Origin of the sequence: Mycobacterium sp. SM3041 (genome assembly GCF_039668335.1) — a bacterium.
Taxonomy (GTDB): domain Bacteria; phylum Actinomycetota; class Actinomycetes; order Mycobacteriales; family Mycobacteriaceae; genus Mycobacterium.
On sequence record NZ_JAYXBQ010000076.1, the window covers coordinates 41,877 to 64,723 of the forward strand.

General features: G+C 68.5%; 19 protein-coding genes and 1 pseudogene. 7 read left to right on the plus strand and 13 right to left on the minus strand.

What is annotated here, in order from left to right:
• Positions 1-10: 10 nt before the first annotated feature.
• A complete protein-coding gene (locus VXD91_RS25775; RefSeq protein WP_346416721.1) occupies positions 11-1,303 on the minus strand; it encodes an adenosylmethionine--8-amino-7-oxononanoate transaminase in 1,293 nt (430 codons plus the stop codon).
• 112 nt (positions 1,304-1,415) lie between these two features.
• Between VXD91_RS25775 and VXD91_RS25780 the strand changes: the two genes are divergently transcribed.
• Genes VXD91_RS25780 through treZ form a run of 4 tightly spaced genes read left to right on the plus strand, consistent with a single transcriptional unit; the run spans position 1,416 to position 9,686 of the window.
• The gene (locus tag VXD91_RS25780; protein ID WP_346416722.1) at positions 1,416-3,569 is read left to right on the plus strand and encodes an acyltransferase family protein; all 2,154 of its coding nucleotides are present in this window, start codon (positions 1,416-1,418) and stop codon (positions 3,567-3,569) included.
• Positions 3,570-3,578: 9 nt separating this feature from the next.
• Positions 3,579-5,702 (plus strand): glycogen debranching protein GlgX, encoded by a 2,124-nt coding sequence (glgX, locus tag VXD91_RS25785; protein ID WP_212813922.1) that lies wholly within the window; start codon positions 3,579-3,581, stop codon positions 5,700-5,702.
• Positions 5,702-7,975: a malto-oligosyltrehalose synthase gene (gene treY / locus VXD91_RS25790; RefSeq protein WP_346416723.1), complete on the plus strand. Its 2,274-nt coding sequence runs from the start codon at positions 5,702-5,704 to the stop codon at positions 7,973-7,975. Before glgX ends, treY begins: the two co-directional genes overlap by 1 nt.
• The gene (gene treZ / locus VXD91_RS25795; protein ID WP_346416725.1) at positions 7,968-9,686 is read left to right on the plus strand and encodes a malto-oligosyltrehalose trehalohydrolase; all 1,719 of its coding nucleotides are present in this window, start codon (positions 7,968-7,970) and stop codon (positions 9,684-9,686) included. The genes treY and treZ overlap by 8 nt, the downstream gene beginning before the upstream one ends.
• Here treZ and ilvA read toward each other — a convergent pair.
• Positions 9,683-10,966, minus strand: coding sequence for a threonine ammonia-lyase IlvA (ilvA, locus tag VXD91_RS25800; RefSeq protein ID WP_212813916.1), 1,284 nt, complete (start codon positions 10,964-10,966; stop codon positions 9,683-9,685). The genes treZ and ilvA overlap by 4 nt on opposite strands.
• A 36-nt stretch (positions 10,967-11,002) precedes the next feature.
• Here ilvA and VXD91_RS25805 point away from each other — a divergent pair, with 36 nt between their 5' ends.
• On the plus strand, positions 11,003-11,746 hold the full coding sequence (locus VXD91_RS25805; protein ID WP_346416726.1) for a hypothetical protein: 744 nt from the start codon (positions 11,003-11,005) through the stop codon (positions 11,744-11,746).
• Positions 11,747-11,764: 18 nt separating this feature from the next.
• Here VXD91_RS25805 and VXD91_RS25810 read toward each other — a convergent pair whose 3' ends face one another.
• From VXD91_RS25810 to VXD91_RS25825, 4 genes are all read right to left on the minus strand, one after another.
• Positions 11,765-12,616: a patatin-like phospholipase family protein gene (locus tag VXD91_RS25810; protein ID WP_346416728.1), complete on the minus strand. Its 852-nt coding sequence runs from the start codon at positions 12,614-12,616 to the stop codon at positions 11,765-11,767.
• Positions 12,613-14,070, minus strand: a complete 1,458-nt coding sequence (locus tag VXD91_RS25815; RefSeq protein WP_346416729.1) for an ATP-binding protein — start codon at positions 14,068-14,070, stop codon at positions 12,613-12,615. Before VXD91_RS25815 ends, VXD91_RS25810 begins: the two co-directional genes overlap by 4 nt.
• A 277-nt stretch (positions 14,071-14,347) precedes the next feature.
• A complete protein-coding gene (locus tag VXD91_RS25820; RefSeq protein WP_061002361.1) occupies positions 14,348-14,986 on the minus strand; it encodes a hypothetical protein in 639 nt (212 codons plus the stop codon).
• Between the two features lie 32 nt (positions 14,987-15,018).
• The gene (locus VXD91_RS25825) at positions 15,019-15,345 is read right to left on the minus strand and encodes a hypothetical protein (RefSeq protein WP_029119937.1); all 327 of its coding nucleotides are present in this window, start codon (positions 15,343-15,345) and stop codon (positions 15,019-15,021) included.
• Positions 15,346-15,473: 128 nt separating this feature from the next.
• Here VXD91_RS25825 and VXD91_RS25830 point away from each other — a divergent pair, with 128 nt between their 5' ends.
• Positions 15,474-15,809, plus strand: a complete 336-nt coding sequence (locus VXD91_RS25830; protein WP_043400890.1) for an RNA polymerase-binding protein RbpA — start codon at positions 15,474-15,476, stop codon at positions 15,807-15,809.
• Positions 15,810-15,887: 78 nt separating this feature from the next.
• Here the strand turns inward: VXD91_RS25830 and VXD91_RS25835 are convergent.
• The 7 genes and pseudogenes from VXD91_RS25835 to VXD91_RS25865 all read right to left on the minus strand — a co-directional run.
• Positions 15,888-16,658, minus strand: a pseudogene (locus tag VXD91_RS25835) (polyprenol monophosphomannose synthase); the annotation flags it as partial.
• Positions 16,628-18,412, minus strand: a complete 1,785-nt coding sequence (lnt, locus tag VXD91_RS25840) for an apolipoprotein N-acyltransferase (protein ID WP_346416731.1) — start codon at positions 18,410-18,412, stop codon at positions 16,628-16,630. The gene lnt and the pseudogene VXD91_RS25835, both read right to left, overlap by 31 nt.
• Entirely contained in the window at positions 18,405-20,021 is a 1,617-nt protein-coding gene (locus VXD91_RS25845; RefSeq protein WP_346416732.1) for an amidohydrolase, read from the minus strand. Before VXD91_RS25845 ends, lnt begins: the two co-directional genes overlap by 8 nt.
• Before the next feature lie 21 nt (positions 20,022-20,042).
• Positions 20,043-20,531, minus strand: coding sequence for an FxsA family protein (locus tag VXD91_RS25850; protein WP_064859105.1), 489 nt, complete (start codon positions 20,529-20,531; stop codon positions 20,043-20,045).
• Between the two features lie 34 nt (positions 20,532-20,565).
• On the minus strand, positions 20,566-20,958 hold the full coding sequence (locus tag VXD91_RS25855; protein WP_064859104.1) for a PPOX class F420-dependent oxidoreductase: 393 nt from the start codon (positions 20,956-20,958) through the stop codon (positions 20,566-20,568).
• A 5-nt stretch (positions 20,959-20,963) separates the two neighbouring features.
• Positions 20,964-21,854, minus strand: coding sequence for a formyltetrahydrofolate deformylase (gene purU / locus VXD91_RS25860; RefSeq protein WP_346416733.1), 891 nt, complete (start codon positions 21,852-21,854; stop codon positions 20,964-20,966).
• The gene (locus VXD91_RS25865; RefSeq protein ID WP_346416734.1) at positions 21,851-22,231 is read right to left on the minus strand and encodes a PPOX class F420-dependent oxidoreductase; all 381 of its coding nucleotides are present in this window, start codon (positions 22,229-22,231) and stop codon (positions 21,851-21,853) included. The genes purU and VXD91_RS25865 overlap by 4 nt, the downstream gene beginning before the upstream one ends.
• Before the next feature lie 444 nt (positions 22,232-22,675).
• On the opposite strand from VXD91_RS25865, the gene VXD91_RS25870 reads away from it, so the two are divergent.
• On the plus strand, positions 22,676-22,846 hold the full coding sequence (locus VXD91_RS25870; protein WP_346416735.1) for a hypothetical protein: 171 nt from the start codon (positions 22,676-22,678) through the stop codon (positions 22,844-22,846).
• The last annotated feature ends 1 nt before the right edge of the window (position 22,847 follow it).

The following is a 22,847-nucleotide window of genomic DNA, read 5'->3' on the forward strand; positions in this document are numbered from 1 at the left end:
TGAACGGTGTTCAGGTTAACGCACGGGCAACGGCGACCACAGCAGAGGTGACCTGGTCGATCTCGTCGGACGTGCAGATGAACGGCGGCATCACGTACAGCAGCTTGCCGAAGGGCCGCAGCCACACGCCGTGCTCGATCGCGGTGACCGTGGCCAGCGGCATGTTCACCGGCTCGCGCATCTCGACGACGCCGATGGCGCCCAACACGCGCACGTCGGCGACAGACGGCAGGTCGGCGGCCGGTGCCAGACCCCGTCGCAGCCCGTCGGCGATGGTCGCCACGCGCGTCTTCCAGTCCTCGCTCAACAGCAGCTCGACGGCCGCCACCGACACCGCACACGCCAGCGCGTTGGCCATGAACGTCGGCCCGTGCATGAGGGCTCCCGGCTCGCCCGAGCTGATCACCCGCGCGATCTCGGCGGTGCACAGCGTCGCCGCCAGCGTCACATAGCCACCGGTCAGCGCCTTGCCGACACACATGATGTCGGGGCTGACGCCGGCGTGGTCCGCGGCGAACAGCTCACCCGTCCGCCCGAAACCGGTCGCGATCTCGTCGAAGATCAGCAGCACGTCGTGCCGGGTGCAGATGTCGCGCAACGCCGTCAGGTACCGCGGATCGTGGAACCGCATGCCGCCGGCGCCCTGGACGACGGGCTCGACGATGACGGCTGCGAGCTCATCCACATGGGCGGCCAGCTGGGCCTCGAAGGCCGCGACGTAGGCCGGGTCGAACTCCGTGGGCACCCGCGGCGCGAAGATCTGGGGCATCAGGACATCGGTCCAGATCGAGTGCATGCCGCCGTCGGGGTCGCAGACGCTCATCGGGGTGAAGGTGTCGCCGTGGTAGCCCCCGCGCCACGTCATCAGCTTGTGCCGGCCGGGACGGCCGCGGCTGCGCTGGTACTGCAGCGCCATCTTCGCGGCGACCTCGACGGAGACCGAACCGGAGTCCGAGAAGAACACCGTGTCGAGACCGGCCGGGGTGATCTCGACGAGCAGCTGCGCCAGGCGCGCCGCAGGCTCATGGGTGAGGCCGCCGAACATGACGTGGTTCATGCGGCTCAGCTGCCGGGTGATCGCGGCGTCGAGCACCGGATGCCCGTGCCCGTGCACCGCCGTCCACCACGAGCTCATCGCGTCGATGACCTGCACCGGCCGGCCCTCATGGATGAGGGTCAGCATGATGCCGTGCGCCTCGGTGGCAACCACCGCCGGCAAAGCCTCGGCGCCGATGGTGCTGTACGGATGCCAGATGTGGGCGGTGTCGATCGCCGAGATTTCGGCAGGGTTCAGCGCTGGCACGAGGACCGAGCCTAATCGCCCGCCGAGCACGTCGAAACGGGCGTGCTCAGCACGCGGGCGACTCGCCGTTACATGAACGTGGCCTGGATCTTGGGTAGATTGACATCCGACCATGACGACTCTTGCAGCACCGCGGCCGGCGTCGCAGCCCGGGTCGGGCAACGCCGCGCGCGTCACCGACAGCGGTGCGGACGCCACGGCGGGCAATGCGCCGAGCGCGTTCTACCGCCACGACCTGGACGGCCTGCGCGGCATCGCCATCGCCATGGTCGCGGCCTTTCACGTGTGGTTCGGCCGCGTCTCCGGAGGCGTCGACGTCTTCCTTGCACTGTCCGGCTTCTTCTTCGGCGGCAAACTCCTGCGGATCGCGCTGACCCCGGACGCGCCGCTGTCCCCCGGTCCGCAGCTGCGCCGCCTGGTCCGTCGCCTGCTGCCGGCACTGATCGTCGTGCTCGCCGCGGGCGCCGTGCTGACCATCGCGATCCAGCCCCAGACCCGCTGGGAGACGTTCGCCGACCAGAGCCTGGCCAGCCTGGGCTACTACCAGAACTGGGAACTCGCCGAGACCGCGTCGAACTACCTGCGCGCCGGCGAATCCGTCAGCCCGCTGCAGCACCTCTGGTCGATGTCGGTGCAGGGCCAGTTCTACGTCGCGTTCCTGGCGCTGATCTTCGGCTTCGCCTACCTGTTCCGGCGCCGGCTCGGCGACCGGCTCCGGCCGGCCTTCATCGCGCTGCTCAGCGTGCTGACCGTCGCGTCGTTCGTCTACGCGATCTTCGCGCACCAGGCCGACCAGGTCAGCGCCTACTACGACAGCTTCGCCCGGGCCTGGGAGCTGCTGCTCGGCGCTCTCGTCGGCGCGCTGGTGCCGTCCGTCCGGTGGCCGATGTGGCTGCGCAACGTGGTGTCGGCCGTCGCGCTGGCGGCCATCCTGTCGTGCGGCGCCCTGATCGACGGCGTGCGGGAATTCCCCGGCCCGTGGGCGCTGGTTCCGGTCGGCGCGACCATGCTTTTCATCCTCAGTGCCGCAAATCACACCGAGCGGCTGCCGGCGCCGAACCGGCTCCTGGCCACCGGCCCGTTCCTGTCGCTGGGCACCATGGCGTACTCGCTGTATCTCTGGCACTGGCCGCTGCTGATCTTCTGGCTGGCCTACAGCGGCCACAGCCGGGCCCACTTCGTCGACGGCACCGCCGTGCTGCTCGTCTCCGGGGTGCTGGCGTGGCTCACCACCCGCTACGTGGAGAACCCGCTGCGCCGGCCGTCGACGGCGGGTTCACCCGGACTCGCCGGGCTGCGGCGGCCCACCGCGGTGCTGGGGACGCTTGTCGCGGTGATGGGTGTGACGCTCACCGCGACGGCCTTCACCTGGCGCGAACACATGAACATCGAGCGGGCCAACGGCAAGGAACTCGCCACGCTCAACCCCGTCGACTACCCGGGAGCGCGCTCGCTGCTGCGGCACCTGAAGGTGCCCAAACTGCCCTTCCGCCCGACGGTGCTCGAGGCCAAGGACGACGTGCCGGCCACAACCGCAGACAGCTGTATCGCCGACTTCGACGACCTGTCGATCCGCAACTGCTCGTACGGCGACACCGCGGCCACCCGCACCGTGGCGCTGGCCGGCGGCTCGCACGCCGAACACTGGATCACGGCACTGGACCTGCTCGGCAAGCGGTATCACTTCAAGGTCGTCACCTATCTGAAGATGGGCTGCCCACTGTCGACCGAGCAGAACCCACTGGTGATGGGCGACAACCGGCCATACCCGAAGTGCTACGAGTGGAACGAACTCGTCATGCCGAAGCTGGTGGCCGACCACCCGAGCTTCGTCTTCACCACCTCGACACGCCCCTGGAACATCAAGTCCGGTGACGTGATGCCCGGCACGTACATCGGTATCTGGCAGCGCCTGTCCGATGCGAACATCCCGATTCTGGCCATGCGTGACACTCCGTGGCTGGTCCGGGACGGTAAGCCGTTCTTCCCGGCCGACTGCCTTGCCAGCGGCGGCAATTCGACGTCCTGCGGCATCGCCCGCTCCGAGGTACTGTCCGACCACAACCCGACCCTCGATTTCGTCGCGCAGTTCCCACTGTTGAAACCGCTCGACATGAGTGACGCGGTGTGCCGCCCTGACATCTGCCGCGCTGTGGAGGGAAATGTGTTGCTGTACCACGACTCTCATCACCTGTCCGCCACCTACATGCGCACCATGACCGCCGAACTCGGCCGCCAGGTCGGGGCTGCCACCGGCTGGTGGTGAGCTGCCTTCATGGTTGTTGGCGTCTGGCCGGGTAGCGCCTATCCCCTCGGTGCGACCTACGACGGTTCCGGCACCAATTTCTCGGTGTTCTCGGAGGTCGCCGAGCGCGTCGAGCTGTGCCTGATCGCGAAGGACGGCACCGAGGAACGCGTCAACCTCGACGAGGTCGACAGCTACGTGTGGCACTGCTACCTGCCGGCCGTGACGCCCGGGCAGCGCTACGGATTCCGGGTATACGGGCCGTGGGACCCCGCGAACGGACACCGCTGCGATCCGAGCAAGCTGCTGCTCGACCCCTACGGCAAGTCCTTCCACGGCGACTTCGACTTCGGCCAGGCGCTGTACTCGTACGATCTGGCCGAGCCGTCGGCCACCGGCGAACCCGCAGGCGTTGATTCGCTGGGGCACACCATGACCAGCGTGGTGATCAACCCGTTCTTCAACTGGGACAACGACCGGCTGCCGCGGACGCCGTACCACGAGACGGTGATCTACGAGGCCCACGTCAAGGGCATGACGCAGACGCACCCGGCGATCCCCGAGGAACTGCGCGGCACCTACGCCGGACTCGCCCACCCGGCGATCATCGAGCATCTGCGGTCGCTCGGCGTCACCGCCATCGAGCTGATGCCGGTGCACCAGTTCCTGCACGACCACCGGCTACTGGACCTCGGGCTGCGAAACTACTGGGGCTACAACACGTTCGGCTTCTTCGCGCCGCACTACCAGTACTCGTGGAACCAGCATGCCGGCAGCGCCGTCGCCGAGTTCAAGACCATGGTGAAGTCGTTCCACGAAGCCGGCATCGAAGTCATTCTCGACGTGGTCTACAACCACACCGCCGAAGGCAACCACCTCGGCCCCACGCTGAACTTCCGCGGCATCGACAACGCCGCCTACTACCGGCTCGATGACGACGACCTCTCGCTCTACAAGGACTTCACCGGCACCGGCAACAGCCTCAACGCCCGCCACCCCCACACCCTGCAGCTGATCATGGATTCGCTGCGGTACTGGGTACTGGAGATGCACGTCGACGGCTTCCGATTCGACCTCGCCTCCACGCTGGCCCGGGAGTTCTACGACGTGGACCGCCTCTCGGCGTTTTTCGATCTCGTGCAACAGGATCCGGTGATCAGCCAGGTGAAACTGATCGCCGAGCCGTGGGATGTCGGCGAGGGCGGCTACCAGGTCGGCAACTTCCCAGGTTTGTGGACCGAGTGGAACGGGAAATACCGCGACACTGTGCGCGACTATTGGCGGGGCGAGCCCGCGACCCTGGGCGAGTTCGCCTCGCGGCTGACCGGTTCCTCGGACCTGTACGAGGCGACCGGCCGGCGGCCGAGCGCGAGCATCAACTTCGTCACCTGCCACGACGGCTTCACGCTGACCGACCTGGTGTCCTACAACGAGAAGCACAACGAGGCCAACGGCGAGGACAACCGGGACGGCGAGAGCCACAACCGCTCCTGGAACTGCGGCGTCGAAGGCCCGACCGACGACCCCGAGATCCTCGAGCTGCGGGAGCGGCAGCGCCGCAACATCTTCGCGACGCTGATGCTGTCGCAGGGCACCCCGATGATCAGCCACGGTGACGAGATCGGGCGCACCCAGCAGGGCAACAACAACGTCTACTGCCAGGACAACCCACTGTCGTGGATGGACTGGACCATGTGCGAGACCAACGCGGCGCTGCTGGAATTCACCCGCACCGTGGTGGCGTTCCGGCGCAAGCACCCGGTGTTCCGGCGCCGCCGGTTCCTGGCCGGGCAACCGGTGCGCAGCACCGGGCAGGTGCGCGACATCGCCTGGCTGACCCCCGCCGGCGACGAGATGACGCTCGAGGACTGGGATTCCGGCTTCGGCAAGAGCATCACGGTGTTCCTCAACGGCGACGCGATACCCGAACCCAACGCCCGCGGTGAACGGGTCACCGACGACTCGTTCCTGCTGTGCTTCAACGCCCACGACGAGGCACTCGATTTCGTGATTCCCGGCGCGGACTACGGAGCGAGCTGGGCGGCCGCGCTGGACACCGCGGACCCACACGGCCACACCGAACTGGTGGCGGCCGCCGGTGAGACGATCTCCCTGCAGGCCCGTTCACTACTGGTGTTGCGTAAGACGGCGTGATGACAGTGCCGGTCTCGCCCGTAGTCGCCACGTACCGGCTGCAGATGCGCAGCGACGGAATGACTTTCGACGACGCGGTGGCGCTACTGCCCTACCTCGACGATCTCGGCGTCTCGCACCTGTATCTCTCGCCGGTCCTGACCGCCGTGACCGGCTCGACGCACGGCTACGACGTCACCGACCCCACCGCGGTGTCGGCGGAACTCGGCGGGCCAGAGGGCTTTTCCCGGCTGTCCGCCGCGGCGCGGGCGCGCGGCATGGGGCTCGTCATCGACATCGTGCCGAACCACGTCGGCGTCGAACAGCCCGAGCAGAATCCATGGTGGTGGGACGTCCTGACCCACGGCCAGGCATCGCGCTTCGCCCGGTACTTCGACATCGACTGGGACCTGGACCCCGACGGCCGAATCGTGTTGCCGGTGCTGGGTTCCGACTCTGACGTCGACGATCTCGCCGTCGACGGTGACGTGCTGCGACTGGGTGACCGGACCTGGCCGATCCGTCCCGGCACCGGCACGGGCACAGCCGCCGAGGTCTACGCCAGGCAGGCGTACCGGCTGACGGGCTGGCAGTCCGGCTCCTGTGGCTACCGGCGGTTCTTCTCCATCACCTCGCTGGCGGCGGTGCGCCAAGAGGACCTCGACGTGTTCGACGCCAGCCACGCCGAGATCGGGCGCTGGTTCCGCGAGCACCTGGTGGACGGGCTGCGGGTCGACCACATCGACGGGTTGACCGATCCCGCAGGCTATCTCGCCCGGCTGCGCGAACTGGCCGGAGACGACGCCTGGATCGTCGCCGAGAAGATCCTGGCCGCCGACGAGCCGCTGGACCCCGGCCTGCCCATCGCGGGCACCACCGGCTATGACGCGCTTCGGGAGATCGGCGGACTCTTCGTCGACCCCGACGGGGCCGCCACGCTCACCGAGCTGGCCCGCGAAACCCGTTCCGATGCCGAGGAACTCAAGATCAGGGTCGCCACCGAGACGCTGGCGAGCGAACTGGCCCGGCTGCATCGCGCGATCGTGCGGGCAGCCGGGGCCGACGACCCTGCGCTACCGACCGCCATCGCCCAACTGGTCAGCCGCGTCGGCGTGTACCGCACCGACTACCGGGTGCTGTCCGCGGTCCTGCCCGAGGCCATCAACGAAACCATCGAAGCGGCACCAGAACTGGCATCGGCTCTGCAACTGGTCGTCACCGCACTCGAGCAGCCCGAACCGGCGGCCCGGTTGCAGCAGTTGTGCGGTGCGACGACGGCCAAGGCGATCGAGGACACCCTGTTCTACCGTGACGCTCGGCTGGTGTCGCTGAACGAGGTCGGTGGCACACCGGAGCGATTCGGGATGAGCACGGCCGAGTTTCACCAGCGCGCCGCCGCGCGCGCCCGCGACTGGCCGACGACCATGGTGACGCTGTCCACCCACGACACCAAACGCGGCGAGGATGTGCGGGCCCGCATCACGGTGCTGTCCCAATGCGCCGAGCCATGGGCCCAGCGCGTGAACCGCTGGAACACGGTGTGCGTGCCGCCCGACGAGGGCACCGGATTGTTCCTGTGGCAGAACATCATCGGCGTGTGGCCGGCCGCCGGCGAAGTCGGAGACACCGTCCGCGCGCGGCTGCACTCCTATGCGGAGAAGGCGATCCGCGAAGCCGAGCTGCACACCAATTGGGAACAGCCGGACCGGGAATTCGAAGATGCTGTCCACGACTGGATCGATGCGCTGATCGACGGGCCGATCGCGGGCGAGGTCACCACGTTCGTCGGTCAGCTCGACGAAGCCGCGCGTTGCGACGCCGTCGCGCAGAAGCTGCTCGCGCTGACGGTGCCGGGCGTCCCCGACATCTACCAGGGCACCGAACTCTTCGACGACAGCCTGGTGGACCCCGACAACCGCCGTCCGGTGGATTTCGCTCTCCGACGGAGTGAGCTCGATACCTTGCACCACCCCAAGATTCGGGTCGTCGCGGCAGCGTTGCGGTCACGCCGGGAGCGGCCGGCGACGTACCTGTCGGGCGAGTACACGCCCGTCACCGCCGACGGTCCCGCCGCCGACCACGTGATCGCGTTCCACCGGGGTACCGATGTCCTGGTGGTCGTCCCCCGCTGGACACTGAAGCTCGACGAATCCGACTGCGCCGAAACCACTCTCGCACTACCGGCTGGCGACTGGACCGACCGGCTGACCGGCCGCACCTGGTCGGGCACCGTCACCGCCGACGCACTGTTCGCCGAACTGCCGGGCGTACTTCTGGAGAAAGCCCGTGGCTGACCACGAATTCTCGGTCTGGGCGCCCACGCCCGACAACGTGACCCTCGACGCCGACGGGGCCCGCCACCCCATGACCCGCTCCGACGACGGGTGGTGGCGCGTCACCGTCGACGTGCCGGCCGATGCCCGGTACGGCTTCGTCGTCGACGACTCCGAACCGCTGCCCGACCCCCGCTCGCCGCGGCAACCCGATGGCGTACACGGACTTTCACAGCTGTGGACGTCCGCGCCGCCGGCCCCCTGGCCCGGCCGCACCATCGACGGCACGGTGATCTACGAACTGCACGTCGGAACGTTCACCCCGGCCGGCACGTTCGACGCCGCCATTGAACGGCTGGACCACCTCGTCGGCCTCGGCGTGGACTTCGTCGAACTCATGCCGGTCAACGCCTTCAGCGGCAGTCACGGCTGGGGCTACGACGGCGTGCTGTGGTACGCCGTGCACGAACCCTATGGCGGCCCTTCGGGTCTCGTGCGCTTCGTCGACGCCTGCCACCAGCGGGGCCTGGGCGTGCTGCTCGACGCGGTGTTCAATCACCTCGGCCCATCGGGGAATTACCTACCCAAGTTCGGGCCGTACCTGACCGTGGGCCGGACGCCGTGGGGCGAGGCGATCAACATCGCCGCCGCCGACTCCGATCCGGTGCGCCGGTACATCATCGACTGCGCCCTGCGCTGGATGCGGGACTTCGGCATCGACGGCCTGCGGCTGGATGCGGTACACGCGCTGGTCGACACCACAGCCGTTCACCTGCTGGAAGAGCTGGCCGCCGAAACCGATGCGCTGGCAACCGAACTCGGCCGCCCACTGGCACTGATCGCCGAAAGCGACCTCAACGACCCGCGGCTGATCACCCCGCGGGACCAGGGCGGCTACGGACTCGCCGCTCAGTGGGACGACGACATCCACCACGCCATCCACACCGCGGTGTCCGGAGAACGACAGGGCTACTACGCCGACTTCAGATCCATGCAGACGCTCGCCACCACCCTGGCCCGCGGCTTCTTCCACGCCGGCACCTACTCGTCGTTCCGGCGCCGGCGCCACGGCCGGGCCCTGGACACCACGAGCATTCCGGCCACCCGGCTGCTGGCCTACACCTGCACGCACGACCAGGTGGGCAACCGGGCGATCGGTGACCGCCCGTCGCAGAACCTCGACTTCGGGCAGCTGGCGATCAAGGCCGCGCTGGTCCTCGGATCGCCCTATACGGCAATGCTTTTCATGGGCGAGGAGTGGGGCGCGTCGACACCGTTCCAGTTCTTCAGTTCACATCCCGAACCCGAACTCGCGCGCGCGACGGCCGAGGGTCGCAAGGCCGAGTTCGCCGATCATGGCTGGGCCGCCGACGACATCCCCGATCCGCAGGATCCGGCGACGTTTCAGCGTTCCAAACTCGACTGGGACGAGGTCGGCACCGGCGAGCACGCCCGCCTGCTGCAGCTCTACCGCGACCTGATCACGTTGCGGCGCACCGAACCCGACTTCGCCGACCCTTGGCTCGACCACCTGCGCGTCGAGTTCGACGAGGCCGACCGCTGGATCGTCATGCACCGTGGTGCGTTCGCCGTGGCGTGCAACCTCGGCGAACAGCCCGTTGCCGTACCCGTCACCGGTGAGTCGGTCCTGTCCTCGGCCGAGCCTCAGATCGGGACAACCGCCACGACACTGCCCGGCCACAGCTTCGCGGTCCTCCGTCGACGCCCCTAGGTCAGGTAACGGTAAGCCGGTGACCCCGGCTCCAACGGCTCCACGTGGATGCCCGAATTGTGCATCCGCTCGAGCAGTCCGTCGAAGTTGGCGGCCGACCCGAGTTCGATGCCGACGAGCGCCGCGCCGGTCTCCCGGTTGTTGCGCTTGACGTATTCGAACAGGGTGATGTCGTCGTTGGGCCCGAGCACCTCGTCCAGGAACCGCCGCAGCGCGCCGGGCTCCTGCGGGAAGTCCACCAGGAAGTAGTGCTTGAGACCCAGGTGCACCAGTGACCGCTCGAGCACCTCGCCGTAGCGCGAGACGTCGTTGTTGCCACCGGAGATCAGGCACACGACCGTCGAGCCGGCCTCGACGCCGTTCTCCATCAACGCCGCCACGGACAGCGCGCCCGCGGGCTCGGCGATGATGCCCTCGTTCTGGTACAGGTCGAGCATCGCGGTGCACACCGCGCCTTCGTCGACGGTCGTCACCGACACCATGTCGCCGGCCGCGGCGAGCGCCGCGTAGGTCAGCTCCCCGGCCCGCGCCACCGCCGCACCGTCGACGAACTGGTCGACGTGCTCCAGCGTGACCGGCTCGCCCTTGGCCAGCGCCGCGATCATCGACGCCGCACCGGCGGGCTCGGCGCCGAGCACGGCGGTCGCCTTGGTGTGCGCGGTCAGGTAGGTGGTGATGCCGCTGATGCAGCCGCCGCCGCCGACCGGCACGATCACCAGGTCGGGCTCGCCGTCCAGCTGCTCGAGGATCTCCACGGCGATGGTGCCCTGCCCGGCCATGGTGCGCAGGTCGTCGTACGGCGGGACCAGCGTGGCCCCCGTCCGGGCGACGTCCTCGAGCGCGGCCTCGGCGGCCAGGTCGTAGGTGGCGCCGCCGACGATCAGCTCGATGAAGTCACCGCCGTGGTAGCGGATGCGGTCCCGCTTCTGTTTGGGGGTCTTGGCCGGGACGTAGACGCGGCCGTGCACACCCATCGAGCGGCAGGCCAGCGCGAAACCCTGGGCGTGGTTGCCCGCCGACGAGCACACCACCCCGGCGGCCTTCTCCTCGTCGGAGAGCTGCATCAGCAGGTTGTAGGCACCCCGCAGCTTGTACGAACGCACCGCCTGCAGGTCCTCACGCTTGAGGTACACCTGGGCGCCGGTCAGCGCCGACAGCCGATCGCTGTACTGCAGCGGGGTGCGGGTGACCACCGAGGAAATTCGCCGGGCAGCCGCATCGATGTCGGCCGCGGCAAGCGGCGACGTCCTGTGGGTTCCCTGGCTCAGCTCGGCAGACACCGTCTAATGGTGTCATCTCGGTGCAAAACTGAGCGCATGGACCCCACTCCAGAACCCCTGCCGCCGGCGGTCAGGACATTCGTCGAGCGCACCCACCGCCTGACGAGCAGCGCTGAACACCACGTGCCGTCCTGGCTGCGGCCCGGCGCGCCCGAGAACCGGCTACCGGTGATCGCCGCCATCCTCGGCGCGGTGCTGCTGCAATGGTCCGTCCCCGAGCAGTACACCGTGGTGCCCCGCTGGCCGCTGATCGGCCTGGAACTCCTGCTCGTGGTCGTGCTGCTGATCATCAACCCGGTGCGGATGTCCCGGGAGACCACCGTCGGCAAGTGGGCGATGTGGCTGCTGACGGCGGCCATCACCGCCGACAACACGACGTCGGCGATCGTCCTCGACGTCCACATCCTGTCCGGTCAGGTCTCCAACAACGCCGGGCTGTTGTTGGGCAGCGGCGCGGCGATCTTCATCACCAACGTCATCGTGTTCGGCATCTGGTTCTGGGAGCTGGACCGCGGTGGGCCGTTCGCCCGGCGGTCCGGCGACGACCCGTACCCGGACTTCCAGTTCCCCAAGATGAGCGATCCGCAGAACGCCGAACCTGGTTGGCGCCCAACATTTGTCGACTACCTGTACGTCAGCTACACCAACGTCGTGGCGTTCTCCCCCACCGACACCATGCCGCTGTCCCGGTGGGCCAAGATGATGATGACGCTGCAGTCGCTGGTGTCGATCTCGACGACCGCGCTCGTCATCGCGCGTGCGGTCAACGTGCTCAAGTAGGGACCCGGCGCGGCGGATTCAGCCGCAGTCGCGGTGCGGTTCCAGCAGCTCGGCCTGCCCCACCTCGGGGCGGGTGGTCGGCAACCAGCGTCGCGTCGACTCGAGCGACCGTTCGATGAGTTCACCCGAGCGGGAGAAGTCGATCGGCGACACCCGCACCGGACACAACGGCGGCACCACATGCAGTTCGACCAATGCCTCGAACCGCTCGACGTCCGTCGCCAGCCGCCGGTTGATCGCCAGCGTGAACGCGTGCATCGCCATCGCCAGCGCGGCCCGGGGCGGTTGTGGCATGGCGCACGAGTAGCCCGTCGGCAGCACCCACACCTCGGTCGCGCCCAGTTCCACCGCATAGGACAGCGGTGTGTTGTTCACCACGCCGCCGACGACCAGATCGCGTCCGCCGATCCGGACCGGCGGCAGGACCGCGGGAATGGCCGCACTGGCGACTATGGCGTCGACGGCGTCACCCGACGACAGCAGGACATCCTGTCCGGACAGCACGTCGGTGGCCACCACGTGCAGCGGCGTGGGTGCGTCCTGCAACCGCCCGAACCTCAGGTGCTGCTTCAGGATCGTGCGGATCCCGATGTCGGACACCAGGTGCGGCCGGCGCCCGAGAACGCCGAGCAACCCCATGCTCGGGCTGGTCGGGAACACTTTCCGGCGCGACAGGGTCCGCCACAGGTCCGCGAGCGCCAGGGCTCCGTCGTGGTCGGACCGTCCGGCGATCCACGCGCCGTTGAGGGCCCCGACAGAGGTGCCGACGATCAGGTCCGGCTTGATTCCCGCCTCGGCCAGCCCCAGCAGCATGCCCACCTGGACAGACCCCAGGCTGCCGCCGCCGGACAGCACGAACGCCGTCGTCACGATCCTTCGCCCTCCGGCGCGGGTCGTAACGGAAGCCGCACGACGAAGGTGGTGTGCCGCGGTTGTGAGGCCGCGAACAGCTCGCCGCCGTGCCGGTTGACGACGATCTGCCTGGCCAGATGCAGGCCCAGGCCGGTACCTTCGCCGAGCGGTCTGGTGGTGAAGAACGGGTCGAAGATGCGCCCGCGGACATCGGCGGGAATCCCGCTGCCGGTGTCACTGATCTCGATCCGGACCGCATCGTCCTCGAATCGGCTCCGCACCGTGAGCGTCCCCGAGCCGAACGGTCGCATCGCGGCGATCGCGTTCTCGATGATGCGCGTCCACACCTGATTGAGTTCGGCTGGGTAACAGAGTAATTCGGGTACCGACGGATCGAAGTCCGTGATCACTTCCACGGGCGTACCCGCGCCGATCCGTCCGGCGAACATCCGCAGGGTACTGGTCAGCAGGGCGCCGACCTCCGCGAACTGGAACGGCGCGCTGTTCAGCTGGGTGTACTGCTTGACGTCGGCGACCAGGCCCGAAATCCGGTGCGCCGCATCATTGAGCTGATGCGTCAGCAGTTCGGCCTCGGCCCGGTGCCGCAACCACGTCATGGCGCGGGGCAGCCAGTCCGGCCGGTCGTCACCCGGCAGCAACTGCTCGCGCCAGTCACAATCCAGTCCGACCTCGACGAACGTCGGCGCCATGTCCCAGGCGTCGGCTACACCTTGGCTCGACAACCATTCACAGACCTCGTCCTCGAGGTCGCTCGCCCGCATCGCCGACAGTCGCCGTCCGGACGTCGCGGCCACCTTCGCGACCACGTCGGCCTGCGCCGCGGCGAGGAAAGTCAGCGCCGCGCTGTCGAATTCGCCGTCCATGAGCGGCACCGTCAGAGCATCCAAGCGGCCGCGCAGGTCGGTCGCGGCGCGGGCGACGGCTGCCACCGGGTTGTTGAGTTCGTGTGTCAATCCGGCCGAGAGCTGTCCGAGTGCCAGCATCCGGTCCCGTTCGTCGGCGACGCGGTGCTGCTTCTCCGCGGTCTCCGCCAGCCCGTCGATGAGATGGACCGCCATCGGGAACTGGGTCTTGACGAAGGCACCGAATTCGTCGGCAGGCATGACGAAAAACCGGCTCGGCCGGGTGGCCCGCACCGAGAACCGGTTCCGGTCATGCCCGACGGGACTGAACGCCGACCGGGCACCGAAGTAGACACCGGGCTGCGACGTTCGATCGATCTCGAGTTCCCGGCCACCGGCACGCTTCGAGAGCACCAACTCGCCATCGATGAGAACCCGGAGCGGCGTCACGGGATCACCCTCGGTGATGACCGGACCCGGGCCGAAGACCTCGATGTGACCGGCGTGACACAGCTGCGCCAGCTGCTCGGGCGTCAGCGACTCGAACAGGAACAGTGCCTTCAGTTCCTCTGGTAGGCACTGCTGCAGGTCACCACTGACGTCTCCCACGTCGACACACTAAGCCCCGCCGGGCCCGAATCGCGCACCCTGCTTCATGCTCGCGAAGATCTGTCGTCGCGCGCGCCCCGCAGACGGCCTCGACGCCCAGTGCCACCCGTCACTGAATTGCTCACCTCACCGGAACTTCGGCTAGAGTGAAGACCGCCAGGCCGCAGTAACCCCGGGCCCCAAATTTCGCCGCCACGAGCGGCCTACCGCCGAGAGGCGTTCTGCGGTCTGGCTTTAACTTCTCAGCTGTTTCCCGCCGACATCGGCGGTGACAGCGTCAATCCAGCGAATCGCTGCGCCACAACCCGGCCGCGGCGTGCAGTTCGTTGGCGATGCGGGTGAACGTCACGGCACGGTCGGTGAGTTCCGCGGCGCGCTCGGGCGCCGTGTTCGTCGCATCCTCGGCCAGGCTGGTGCAGCCGGCCGCACTCACGCGGCAGTACGCCGCCGCGCGTTCCAGCGCCACGGCGAAATCGCCCTCGAAGACGCCGCGCAGAATCCGGTCGGCGAGCTCACGGATCTCCGTCGGCCCGACGGGCGTCTCCGCACCGGCGACCACCGGGTAGATCGAATGCAGCACCTCCGTGCCGCGGCCGAACATCAGACTCGCCGCATAGGGGTCGGTGCGGATCGACAGCCGCAGCAGATAGACGCGCCACAGCGCACCGGGCAGACTGCGCGGCCCGGCCCCGGCCCACAACTCGGCGATGGTCTCGATGCCGTGCTCGTCGGTGTACGCCACCAGCCGGGAGACCACGTCGGGGTCCGGATAGCTGCGCACACGTTCCAGCAGCGCCGCCGCGGTCTCGTGGGCAACGCGACTGTCCTGCACGGGATCCTCGACATCGTGGAACGCCTCGAAGCCGCGGCCCAGGAACTTGGTCGGCTTGTGTATCCGCCGACGGTCGTCAGTCATGCACCAGTTCTTTCCCGCCGCCGCGCTCGCCCCTAACGCCAACCGTCGGCGTCTTTGGCGGCCTGCAGCAGCACCTCACACAGTTCTTTCAATTCGGTGGGTCCGGCGCCTTCGGCAACAGCCGTCGCGACGTCCTCGGCCGCACACCGTACCTGATAAACGCGGTCCGAGAGCGCCGCCGCTTCCTCGGCGCTGAGTACCACCGAATCCTCGGCCAGGTTGGTCCCCTTGACCATGGCCCGCTGTTCATAGGCCCGCTGGCGGCACGACTGGCGGCAGTACTGGCGCCGACGGCCCATGCCCGCGTCGGCCACCTCCCGGCCACACCACCGGCATGGCTGGGCCTTCGAGCGCTTCATGTCCGCCTCACGGTCGTGACTGTATCCGCCGGGCGGCCGAACGCCGGTATCATGGACAATCGAGTCGGGAACTTCACGGCGCTGGACTGCGTTGATTCCCTGTCGCTATACCAAGGGAGTGATTGACGATGGCTGATCGTGTTCTGCGAGGTAGTCGCCTCGGAGCTGTGAGCTACGAGACCGACCGCAACCATGACCTGGCACCGCGGCAGGTGGCCCGCTACCGCACCGACAACGGCGAGGAATTCGAAGTTCCCTTCGCCGACGACGCGGAAATCCCCGGCACCTGGGCGTGCAAGAACGGCATGGAAGGCACCCTGCTCGAGGGTGACGTGCCCGAGCCCAAGAAGGTCAAGCCGCCGCGTACCCACTGGGACATGCTGCTCGAGCGTCGTTCCGTCGAAGAGCTCGAAGAGCTGCTCAAGGAGCGCCTGGAGCTGATCAAGACCCGCCGCCGCGGCTGATTGCGCCTACGAAAAAGCCCCGCCGCGAGGCGGGGCTTTTTCGTGTTCGGTGGGCGGCTAGCGGACGACGCCGCGGGCCCGGTCCAGCCGGCCGCGGATGCCCCACTTCGCCACCTGCGACATGGCCTCACGGATGTTGGACCCGCTCATCTTCGAGACGCCCAGTTCGCGCTCGGTGAACGTGATGGGCACCTCGACGACGGTGAAGCCCGCGTTGATGGCGCGCCACGTCAGGTCGATCTGGAAGCAGTAGCCCTTCGAATCGACGTCATCGAGGCCGATCTTCTCCAGCACGTCGTGCCGGTAGGCGCGGTAGCCGGCCGTGATGTCGTGAATCTTGACGCCCAGCAGCACGCGGGCGTAGGTGTTCGCGGTGCGCGACAGGACGAGCCGGCGGCGCGGCCAGTTGCGGATGGCGCCGCCCGGCACGTACCGCGAACCGATCGACAGATCGGCGCCGTTGTCGACGGCGTCCAGCAGGCGGTACAGCTCCTCGGGCGCGTGGCTGCCGTCGGCGTCCATCTCGACCAGCACGCTGTAGCCGCGGCCCAGGCCCCAGGCGAATCCGGCGAGGTACGCGGCGCCCAGACCGCCCTTGCCCGCGCGGTGCATGACGTGCACGCGGTCGGGATCGGCCAGCGCCAGCTCGTCGGCCAGCTGGCCGGTGCCGTCGGGGCTGTCGTCGTCGACGACGAGCACGTGGACGTCCGGACGGGCGGCGTGCACCCGGCCGACGATCAACGGCAGGTTCTCGCGCTCGTTGTAGGTCGGAATGATGACCAGCGTGCGCTGACTCGGACGGTCCTCGCCCATGGTCATTACCCCTGTTCGTTCTCGGTGTCGGTGTCGGTGTCAGGCCCGGCTGCACTGCCGTCCTGACGCTCCGCAGCCGCCTGGCGGCGGCGCACGAGCTTCCTATTGTGCAACATGGCTGCCAGAAGAGCCGAAACGCCGACCCCGATGAGCACACTGTTGATGACCGGTCCCCACCGCGTGGCGAAGGTCAGATCGGTCTTCAACCGCACCTGGCGATCCAGATAACCGGGCTGGAAGAACTCGGTGCGCTCGAGAACCTGGCCGTTCGGCGCGACCACGGCGCTGATGCCGGTGGTACCCGCGACGACGACGTACCGGTCGTGTTCGACGGCACGCAACCGGGCGAACGCCAGCTGCTGCACGCTCATCGGCTCGTCGAACGTCGCGTTGTTCGCGGGCACCGCCAGCAGCTGCGCGCCATTGAGTACCGACTGCCGGGCGGCGCGGTCGAAGATGACCTCCCAGCAGGTCGTCACCCCGATCGGCACCCCAGCGGCGGTGACGACGCCGGTGCCGTTGCCCGGTACGAAGTAGCCGGCCCGATCGGCGTACGGCGACAACATCCGGAAGAAGCTGCGCCAGGGCAGGTACTCGCCGAACGGCTGGACGATGGCCTTGTCGTGGCGCTCCCCCGGCCCGTCCGTCCCGTTCCAGACGATCACCGAGTTGGTGGTCACCGGATGCTCCGGCGTGTACTCCGGTGCGGCCAGCACGGTGCCCACCAGGATCGGCGCGTGGATCGCGGAGGATGCGGCCGAGATCAGTTCCGCGGCGTCGGCATTGACCAGCGGGTCGATGTCCGACGAGTTCTCCGGCCAGATCACCACCGTCGGTTGCGGTGCGCGCCCGGCGCGGACGTCCTCGGCGAGCAGCTTGGTTTCGTGGACGTGGTTGTCGAGCACTGCGCGCCGCTGGGCGTTGAAGTCCAGGCCGAGACGCGGCACGTTGCCCTGGACCGCGGCGACGTTGATCGCGGGGTCGTCACCCGCACCGGCACCGGCCTTGCGGACGTGCGGCCAGGCCAGCACGGTGAGCAGCAGCACCACGGCGATGCAGATGCCCGGGATGAACACCTCCGGCGGGGCCGCGGCACCCGTGCGGTGATCGTGCCGCCAGTGCCTGACTGCCTCGAGCACGATGGCCGTTGCGCAGAAACCGATGAGCGCCACCGCGAACGACACCAGCGGCGCACCGCCGAGCTGCGCGAGCGGCAGCAGTGGGCTGTCGGTCTGGCCGAAGGCGACGACGCCCCACGGGAAGCCGCCGAACGGCACCGTCGACTTGAGCCATTCGGCGGATACCCACAGCGCGGCGAACCACAGCGGCCAGGCCGGCAGGCGCCGCACCAGCACCGCGGTCACGCCGAACACCCCGGTGAAGAACGCCTCCAACGCCGCCAGCATCAGCCATGGCACGGGGCCGACGAAGTTGCTGATCCACGGCAGCAGCAACGCGTAGAACACCATCCCGGCCAGCATGCTGTAGCCGAAACCGCCTGCGGGCGTGGTGCGTTCGTCGATCAGTACCCAAGCCAGCAGCGCCAGCGCGACGAACGACAGGTACCAGAGGTCGAACGGCGGGAAGCTCGCGCACAGCAGCAGACCGGCGACGACGGCGGCGGCCAGCCGAATCAACCGGGGCTCGAAGAACCGGCGCAGGCCGGCGACGATGCGCGCACCGCGGCCGGGCCCCTGTGCCTCTTCGGGCGCGTCGGGTGTTTCCGGCTGCGGCTCGGCCGGGGCCGCTTCCGGTACTTCGTCCTGTACCTCTTCGGTGCCCTCAGCCATGGATCAGCTCACCGCGGTGCACGGTCTGCAGGCAGGTCGGCAGCTCGTCATCGGGTCCAAGCGGCGGCAGCGCCGGTACCCGCGACCGCGGATCGGTCGACCAGCGCTGCACGGCGTCGGCCGGTGCGGTGACATCCAAGGCCTCGGCACCGCCGGGAACCTGCCACACGGCGTACGACGCGACGGCACCGGGCACCAGCGTCCCGGTCATGCCGTCACGCACACCGCCGGCCCGCCACGCGCCTCGGCTGGCCGCCAGGAATGCCGATCGTGCCGAGATGGCACTGCCGGCCGTCCGGTGACTGATGGCCGCGCGCACCGATTCCCACGGATTGATGCTGGTGACAGGACTGTCCGAACCGAAGGCGAGGGGCACGCCTTGCGATGCTAACAGCGCAAACGGGTTCAAACCCCGCGCTCGATCGACACCGAGACGCTGCGCGTACATGCCGTCGGCGCCGCCCCACAGCGCGTCGAAATTCGGCTGCATGCTGGCGACCACGCCCCACGCGCCGAGCTTGCGCGCCTGCTCCGCGTCCACCATCTCGAGGTGCTCCAGCCGGTGCCCACAGCGCGCCACCGCGGGTGCACCGAACGCGGCCACGGTCCGGTCCAGGGCTTCGACGACGGTCGCGACGGCGGCGTCGCCGATGACGTGGAAGCCCGCGGTGATGCCGGCCTCGGTACAGGCCAGCAGGTGTGCGGTGACGGCGTCGGTGTCCAGGTAGGTGTTGCCACAGCAGTCGGATGCATCGGTGTAGGGCTGCTGCAGCCAGGCGGTGCGGGAGCCCAGCGCACCGTCGATGAAGAGGTCGCCGGCCAGGCCCTGGGCGCCGGTCCGGGCCATCAGGTCGCGGGCCGCGGCCGCGTCGTCGACGGCCTCGCCCCAGTAGCCGACGATGTCGACGCCGTGTTCGGTGGCGCGCAGGTCGGCCCAGTCGTCGAGGCCGCCGATCTCGGGGCCGGCGCACTCGTGCACCGCGACGATGCCGTTGCGGGCGGCCAGATCGAGCGCGGCGCGCTGGGCGTCGCGGCGTTGCGTCGCACTCAGCAGATTGCGGGCCGCGGCCCGTGCGCGGTGGTGGGCGTCGGCGGTCAGCGGTCCCTGTGCGGAGAAGCCCGCGGCGTCGGCGAGCCCGGGCACCAGCTGCCGCAGGCCCGTCGTCGCGACGGCCGAGTGCACGTCGACCCTGGCCAGGTAGGCGGGTCGGCCGCCGAGGACGCCGTCGAGGTCCGCGGTGGTCGGGATGACGCGCTCGGGCCAGCCGGATTCGTCCCAGCCGTGGCCCCAGATGACGCCGTCCGGGTGCTGCGCGGCGTGCTCGGCCAGCAAGGTCAACAGGTGTGGCAACGACGTCGCGGTACGCAGGTCGAGCCCGACCACGGTGAGCCCGGTGGCGGTCAGGTGCACGTGGCTGTCGACGAACGCCGGCGCCACGAAAGCGCCCTCGAGGTCGACGACGGTGGCGTCGGGGTGCAGCGCCCGGCCGACGTCATCGGAACCGAGCCAGGCCACCACGCCGTCGCGGATCGCGATCGCGGTGGCGTCGGGCGCCGCAGGGCTGTGGATACGACCGCCCAGCAGCAGCGTCGTCGCAAAGGTGGTCACGAAGGTGACAGGTTAGTCCGTTCAGCTGGCGTGCGGCTGCGCGACGACCGGTGAGCTGTCGATGACCTCGATCACTTCGCCGTCGATGTACTCGCCGCGACCGCGGTAGCGCTCGTCGTGATTGATGTAGATCACCTGGGTCGGGAAATCCATCGGGGTGAGCCGACGGCCGAACAGCGCGTTGGCCGCCGGGCGCACCGCGCGGCGGGTGAACGGCACCAGCATGAGCGCGCCGAGTACCGAGCTGGCCAGCCCGGGAACGACGACCAGGACGGTGCCGAGGGCCACCAACAGGCTGTCGGTGGCCAGCGTCGGGTCGGCGGATCGCGCGCTCAGCGCGTCGGACAACCTGCTGAAGTGCCGGGTGATCTGCGTGCCCGCGATGGCCAGGCCGGCGGCAAAGGTGGCCAGCAGCGCCAGCAACGTCCAAGCCACACCGATGGTCGAGGCCAGGGCTGCCAGCACCGCGACCTCGACCAGGGCATAAACCAGAAATAGTCGCATCGCCATGCACTGGACAACGCGGAAACGCCGGAATTGGTTCCTAGCCGCCGGGAAGCGGCTCAACCTCGATGGCGGCGTGCACCTTCTCGACACCGCCACGGATGATGGCCTGCGGAATCCACCACCAGGCGTGCCACCAGTAGCGCCTGGTCACCATGTCGAAAACACGCTTGGTCTCGGACTTCGGCAGGTTGCGGGCGATGGCCTCGACCGGTTCACCCTTGACCTTTCCGAGCGCACCGCATTTCTGGATGGTGACCCGCGGCGTGTTCTTGATCCGCTTGGTCTTCCACGAGCCATCGTCGGTGCTGATCAGCAGCTTGCCCTCGTGCGGCACGCCCCAGACCGGCGTGGGCTTGGGCCGGCCGTCCTTCGTGAAGGTGGTCAGCAACAGGTACTTCTCGCGGTACACGTCTTCGAATGTCGGAGCCATGGCTACTAGAAGACCACGGTTTCGTTGCCGTGGCGCAGAATGCGGTCCTGACAGTGCCACAGGACGGCCCGGGACAGCACCGCGCGTTCCACATCGGCGCCGAGGCGCACCAGCTCTTCGACGCTGTGCGTGTGGTCGACCCGCACCACGTCCTGTTCGATGATCGGGCCCTCGTCCAGGTCTTCGGTCACGTAGTGCGCGGTGGCGCCGACGAGCTTCACGCCCCGCTCCTTGGCCCGCCGGTACGGCGTGGCGCCGACGAAGGCCGGCAGGAACGAATGGTGGATGTTGATCAGCGGACACCCGATGGCCTCGAGGAACTCGGGCGTGATGATCTGCATGTACCGGGCCAGCACCACCAGGTCGACGTTGCCCTTGAGCAGCTCCAGCTGGCGCTGTTCGGCCTGCTCCCGGATGTCGCGGCTGGCCGGGATGTGCACGAACGGCACGCCGAACGCCCGGACCTGCTCGGCGAGGTCGGCGTGGTTGGAGATCACCATCACCACCGTCATGTCGAGTTCGCCGCGGCGGTTGCGCCACAGCAGGTCGAGCAGGCAGTGGTCGGCGGTCGACGCCATGATCGCCACGCGCTTGGGCCTGGACGCGTCGGTGAACCGGTAGTCCATGTCGAATTCGTCTGCCACGGCCTGGAATTCGCGCTCCAGTTCGGGCTGGGCCGCGGCCAGCCCCGGCAGGTGGAAGACGGTGCGCTGCAGGAAGACGCCGTCTTCCGGAGCCGTCGAGTGCTGGTCCAGCGAGATGATGTTGGCGCCCGAGCGGGTCAGGAACGTCGACACCGCGGCGATGACACCACGACGATCCGGACAGTTCAGCAGTAGCCGCCCGATGTCCTTGTGGCGCGGCAGCTTTGGCGCGCCGGCAGGGAATTGACTCACGCCGCCCGCAGCTCCAGCGCGACGTTGTTCTCCATGCCCCCGCGCAGCTTGGAGAAGAAGTTGAAGGCCTTGCCGAGCAACCCGTAGCGCGTGCCGATGCCGTCGTAGACGTTGCCCAGCTGCGACTTGTCCAGGATGGCCGCCGTGGCCTCGACGGCCTCGCTCTTCGGGTTGCCGCGCATGTCGCACTTGGCGACCGTCACGCGCGGGGTGTTCCGGATCCGCTTGACCTTCCAGGCCTTGGCCTCGGAGATGACCAGCAGCCGGTCACCGTCGGGGACTGCCCAGACCGCAGTCGGCTTGGGCCGGCCGTCCTTGGTGAAGGTGGTCAGCAGGATGTAGTTCGCGGTGGCGACGTCGGCGAAGGTGAGAGCCATGGCGATGAGGTTAGTCGGCAGCTGTGAGGCCAGCGCTCCGAACTGGTTCGCCGACCGCGAAACGCGCGGTTGGCCACAACCGTCGCCCGTGGCAGACGGTCGCCGAACGCAACTGGGCGGCGGTAGATCGGCAGTTCTACCGCCACCCAGTTGCGTTCGGTCACTGCTTCAATGCCGATCGCCGCTCGTGTCGGTGGCCAGTCGTAGCGTCCTGTACCAACCGATCAGGAGGCCGCCGACATGAAGATCCTTGTAGCCACAGCGCTTACTCAAGGGGTTCGCGGAAACGACTACAACTACTGCGTCCCAGGGGAACTCGTGTGGGTTCAGGTTCCCTGTGATCGTGACCGCCGCGACCCTGACGGCGGATGCGGATGCGGCCGGGGTTTTGCCGGTCTCGCCTCACATCGCGCGACGACCACTGCCCGGGTCGTTGATGCGGAGATGACACGAGAAGATCTGGTCCTCGCAATGCGGACCAGCCTCACCGACGGCGGCTGGCCGCCCGAGTGGGCTGAAGAGATCGCGGATGAGAATCTCGCCATGGCCGCGGCATTCGACACTGGGACAGTGATCGAACGTCGACTCGAGGAGTTCTGGCCGCGGACCGCGTGAA

What these genes read in the sequence shown, in the direction of transcription:
- VXD91_RS25805 (WP_346416726.1), top strand. Translation starts at nt 11,003, where the DNA reads ATGGACCCCACTCCAGAACCCCTGCCGCCGGCGGTCAGGACATTCGTC.
- VXD91_RS25850 (WP_064859105.1), bottom strand. Translation starts at nt 20,531, where the DNA reads ATGGCGATGCGACTATTTCTGGTTTATGCCCTGGTCGAGGTCGCGGTG.
- glgX (WP_212813922.1), top strand. Translation starts at nt 3,579, where the DNA reads ATGGTTGTTGGCGTCTGGCCGGGTAGCGCCTATCCCCTCGGTGCGACC.
- treY (WP_346416723.1), top strand. Translation starts at nt 5,702, where the DNA reads ATGACAGTGCCGGTCTCGCCCGTAGTCGCCACGTACCGGCTGCAGATG.
- VXD91_RS25865 (WP_346416734.1), bottom strand. Translation starts at nt 22,231, where the DNA reads ATGGCTCTCACCTTCGCCGACGTCGCCACCGCGAACTACATCCTGCTG.
- VXD91_RS25780 (WP_346416722.1), top strand. Translation starts at nt 1,416, where the DNA reads ATGACGACTCTTGCAGCACCGCGGCCGGCGTCGCAGCCCGGGTCGGGC.
- VXD91_RS25870 (WP_346416735.1), top strand. Translation starts at nt 22,676, where the DNA reads ATGACACGAGAAGATCTGGTCCTCGCAATGCGGACCAGCCTCACCGAC.
- VXD91_RS25830 (WP_043400890.1), top strand. Translation starts at nt 15,474, where the DNA reads ATGGCTGATCGTGTTCTGCGAGGTAGTCGCCTCGGAGCTGTGAGCTAC.
- lnt (WP_346416731.1), bottom strand. Translation starts at nt 18,412, where the DNA reads ATGGCTGAGGGCACCGAAGAGGTACAGGACGAAGTACCGGAAGCGGCC.
- VXD91_RS25820 (WP_061002361.1), bottom strand. Translation starts at nt 14,986, where the DNA reads ATGACTGACGACCGTCGGCGGATACACAAGCCGACCAAGTTCCTGGGC.
- VXD91_RS25825 (WP_029119937.1), bottom strand. Translation starts at nt 15,345, where the DNA reads ATGAAGCGCTCGAAGGCCCAGCCATGCCGGTGGTGTGGCCGGGAGGTG.
- VXD91_RS25855 (WP_064859104.1), bottom strand. Translation starts at nt 20,958, where the DNA reads ATGGCTCCGACATTCGAAGACGTGTACCGCGAGAAGTACCTGTTGCTG.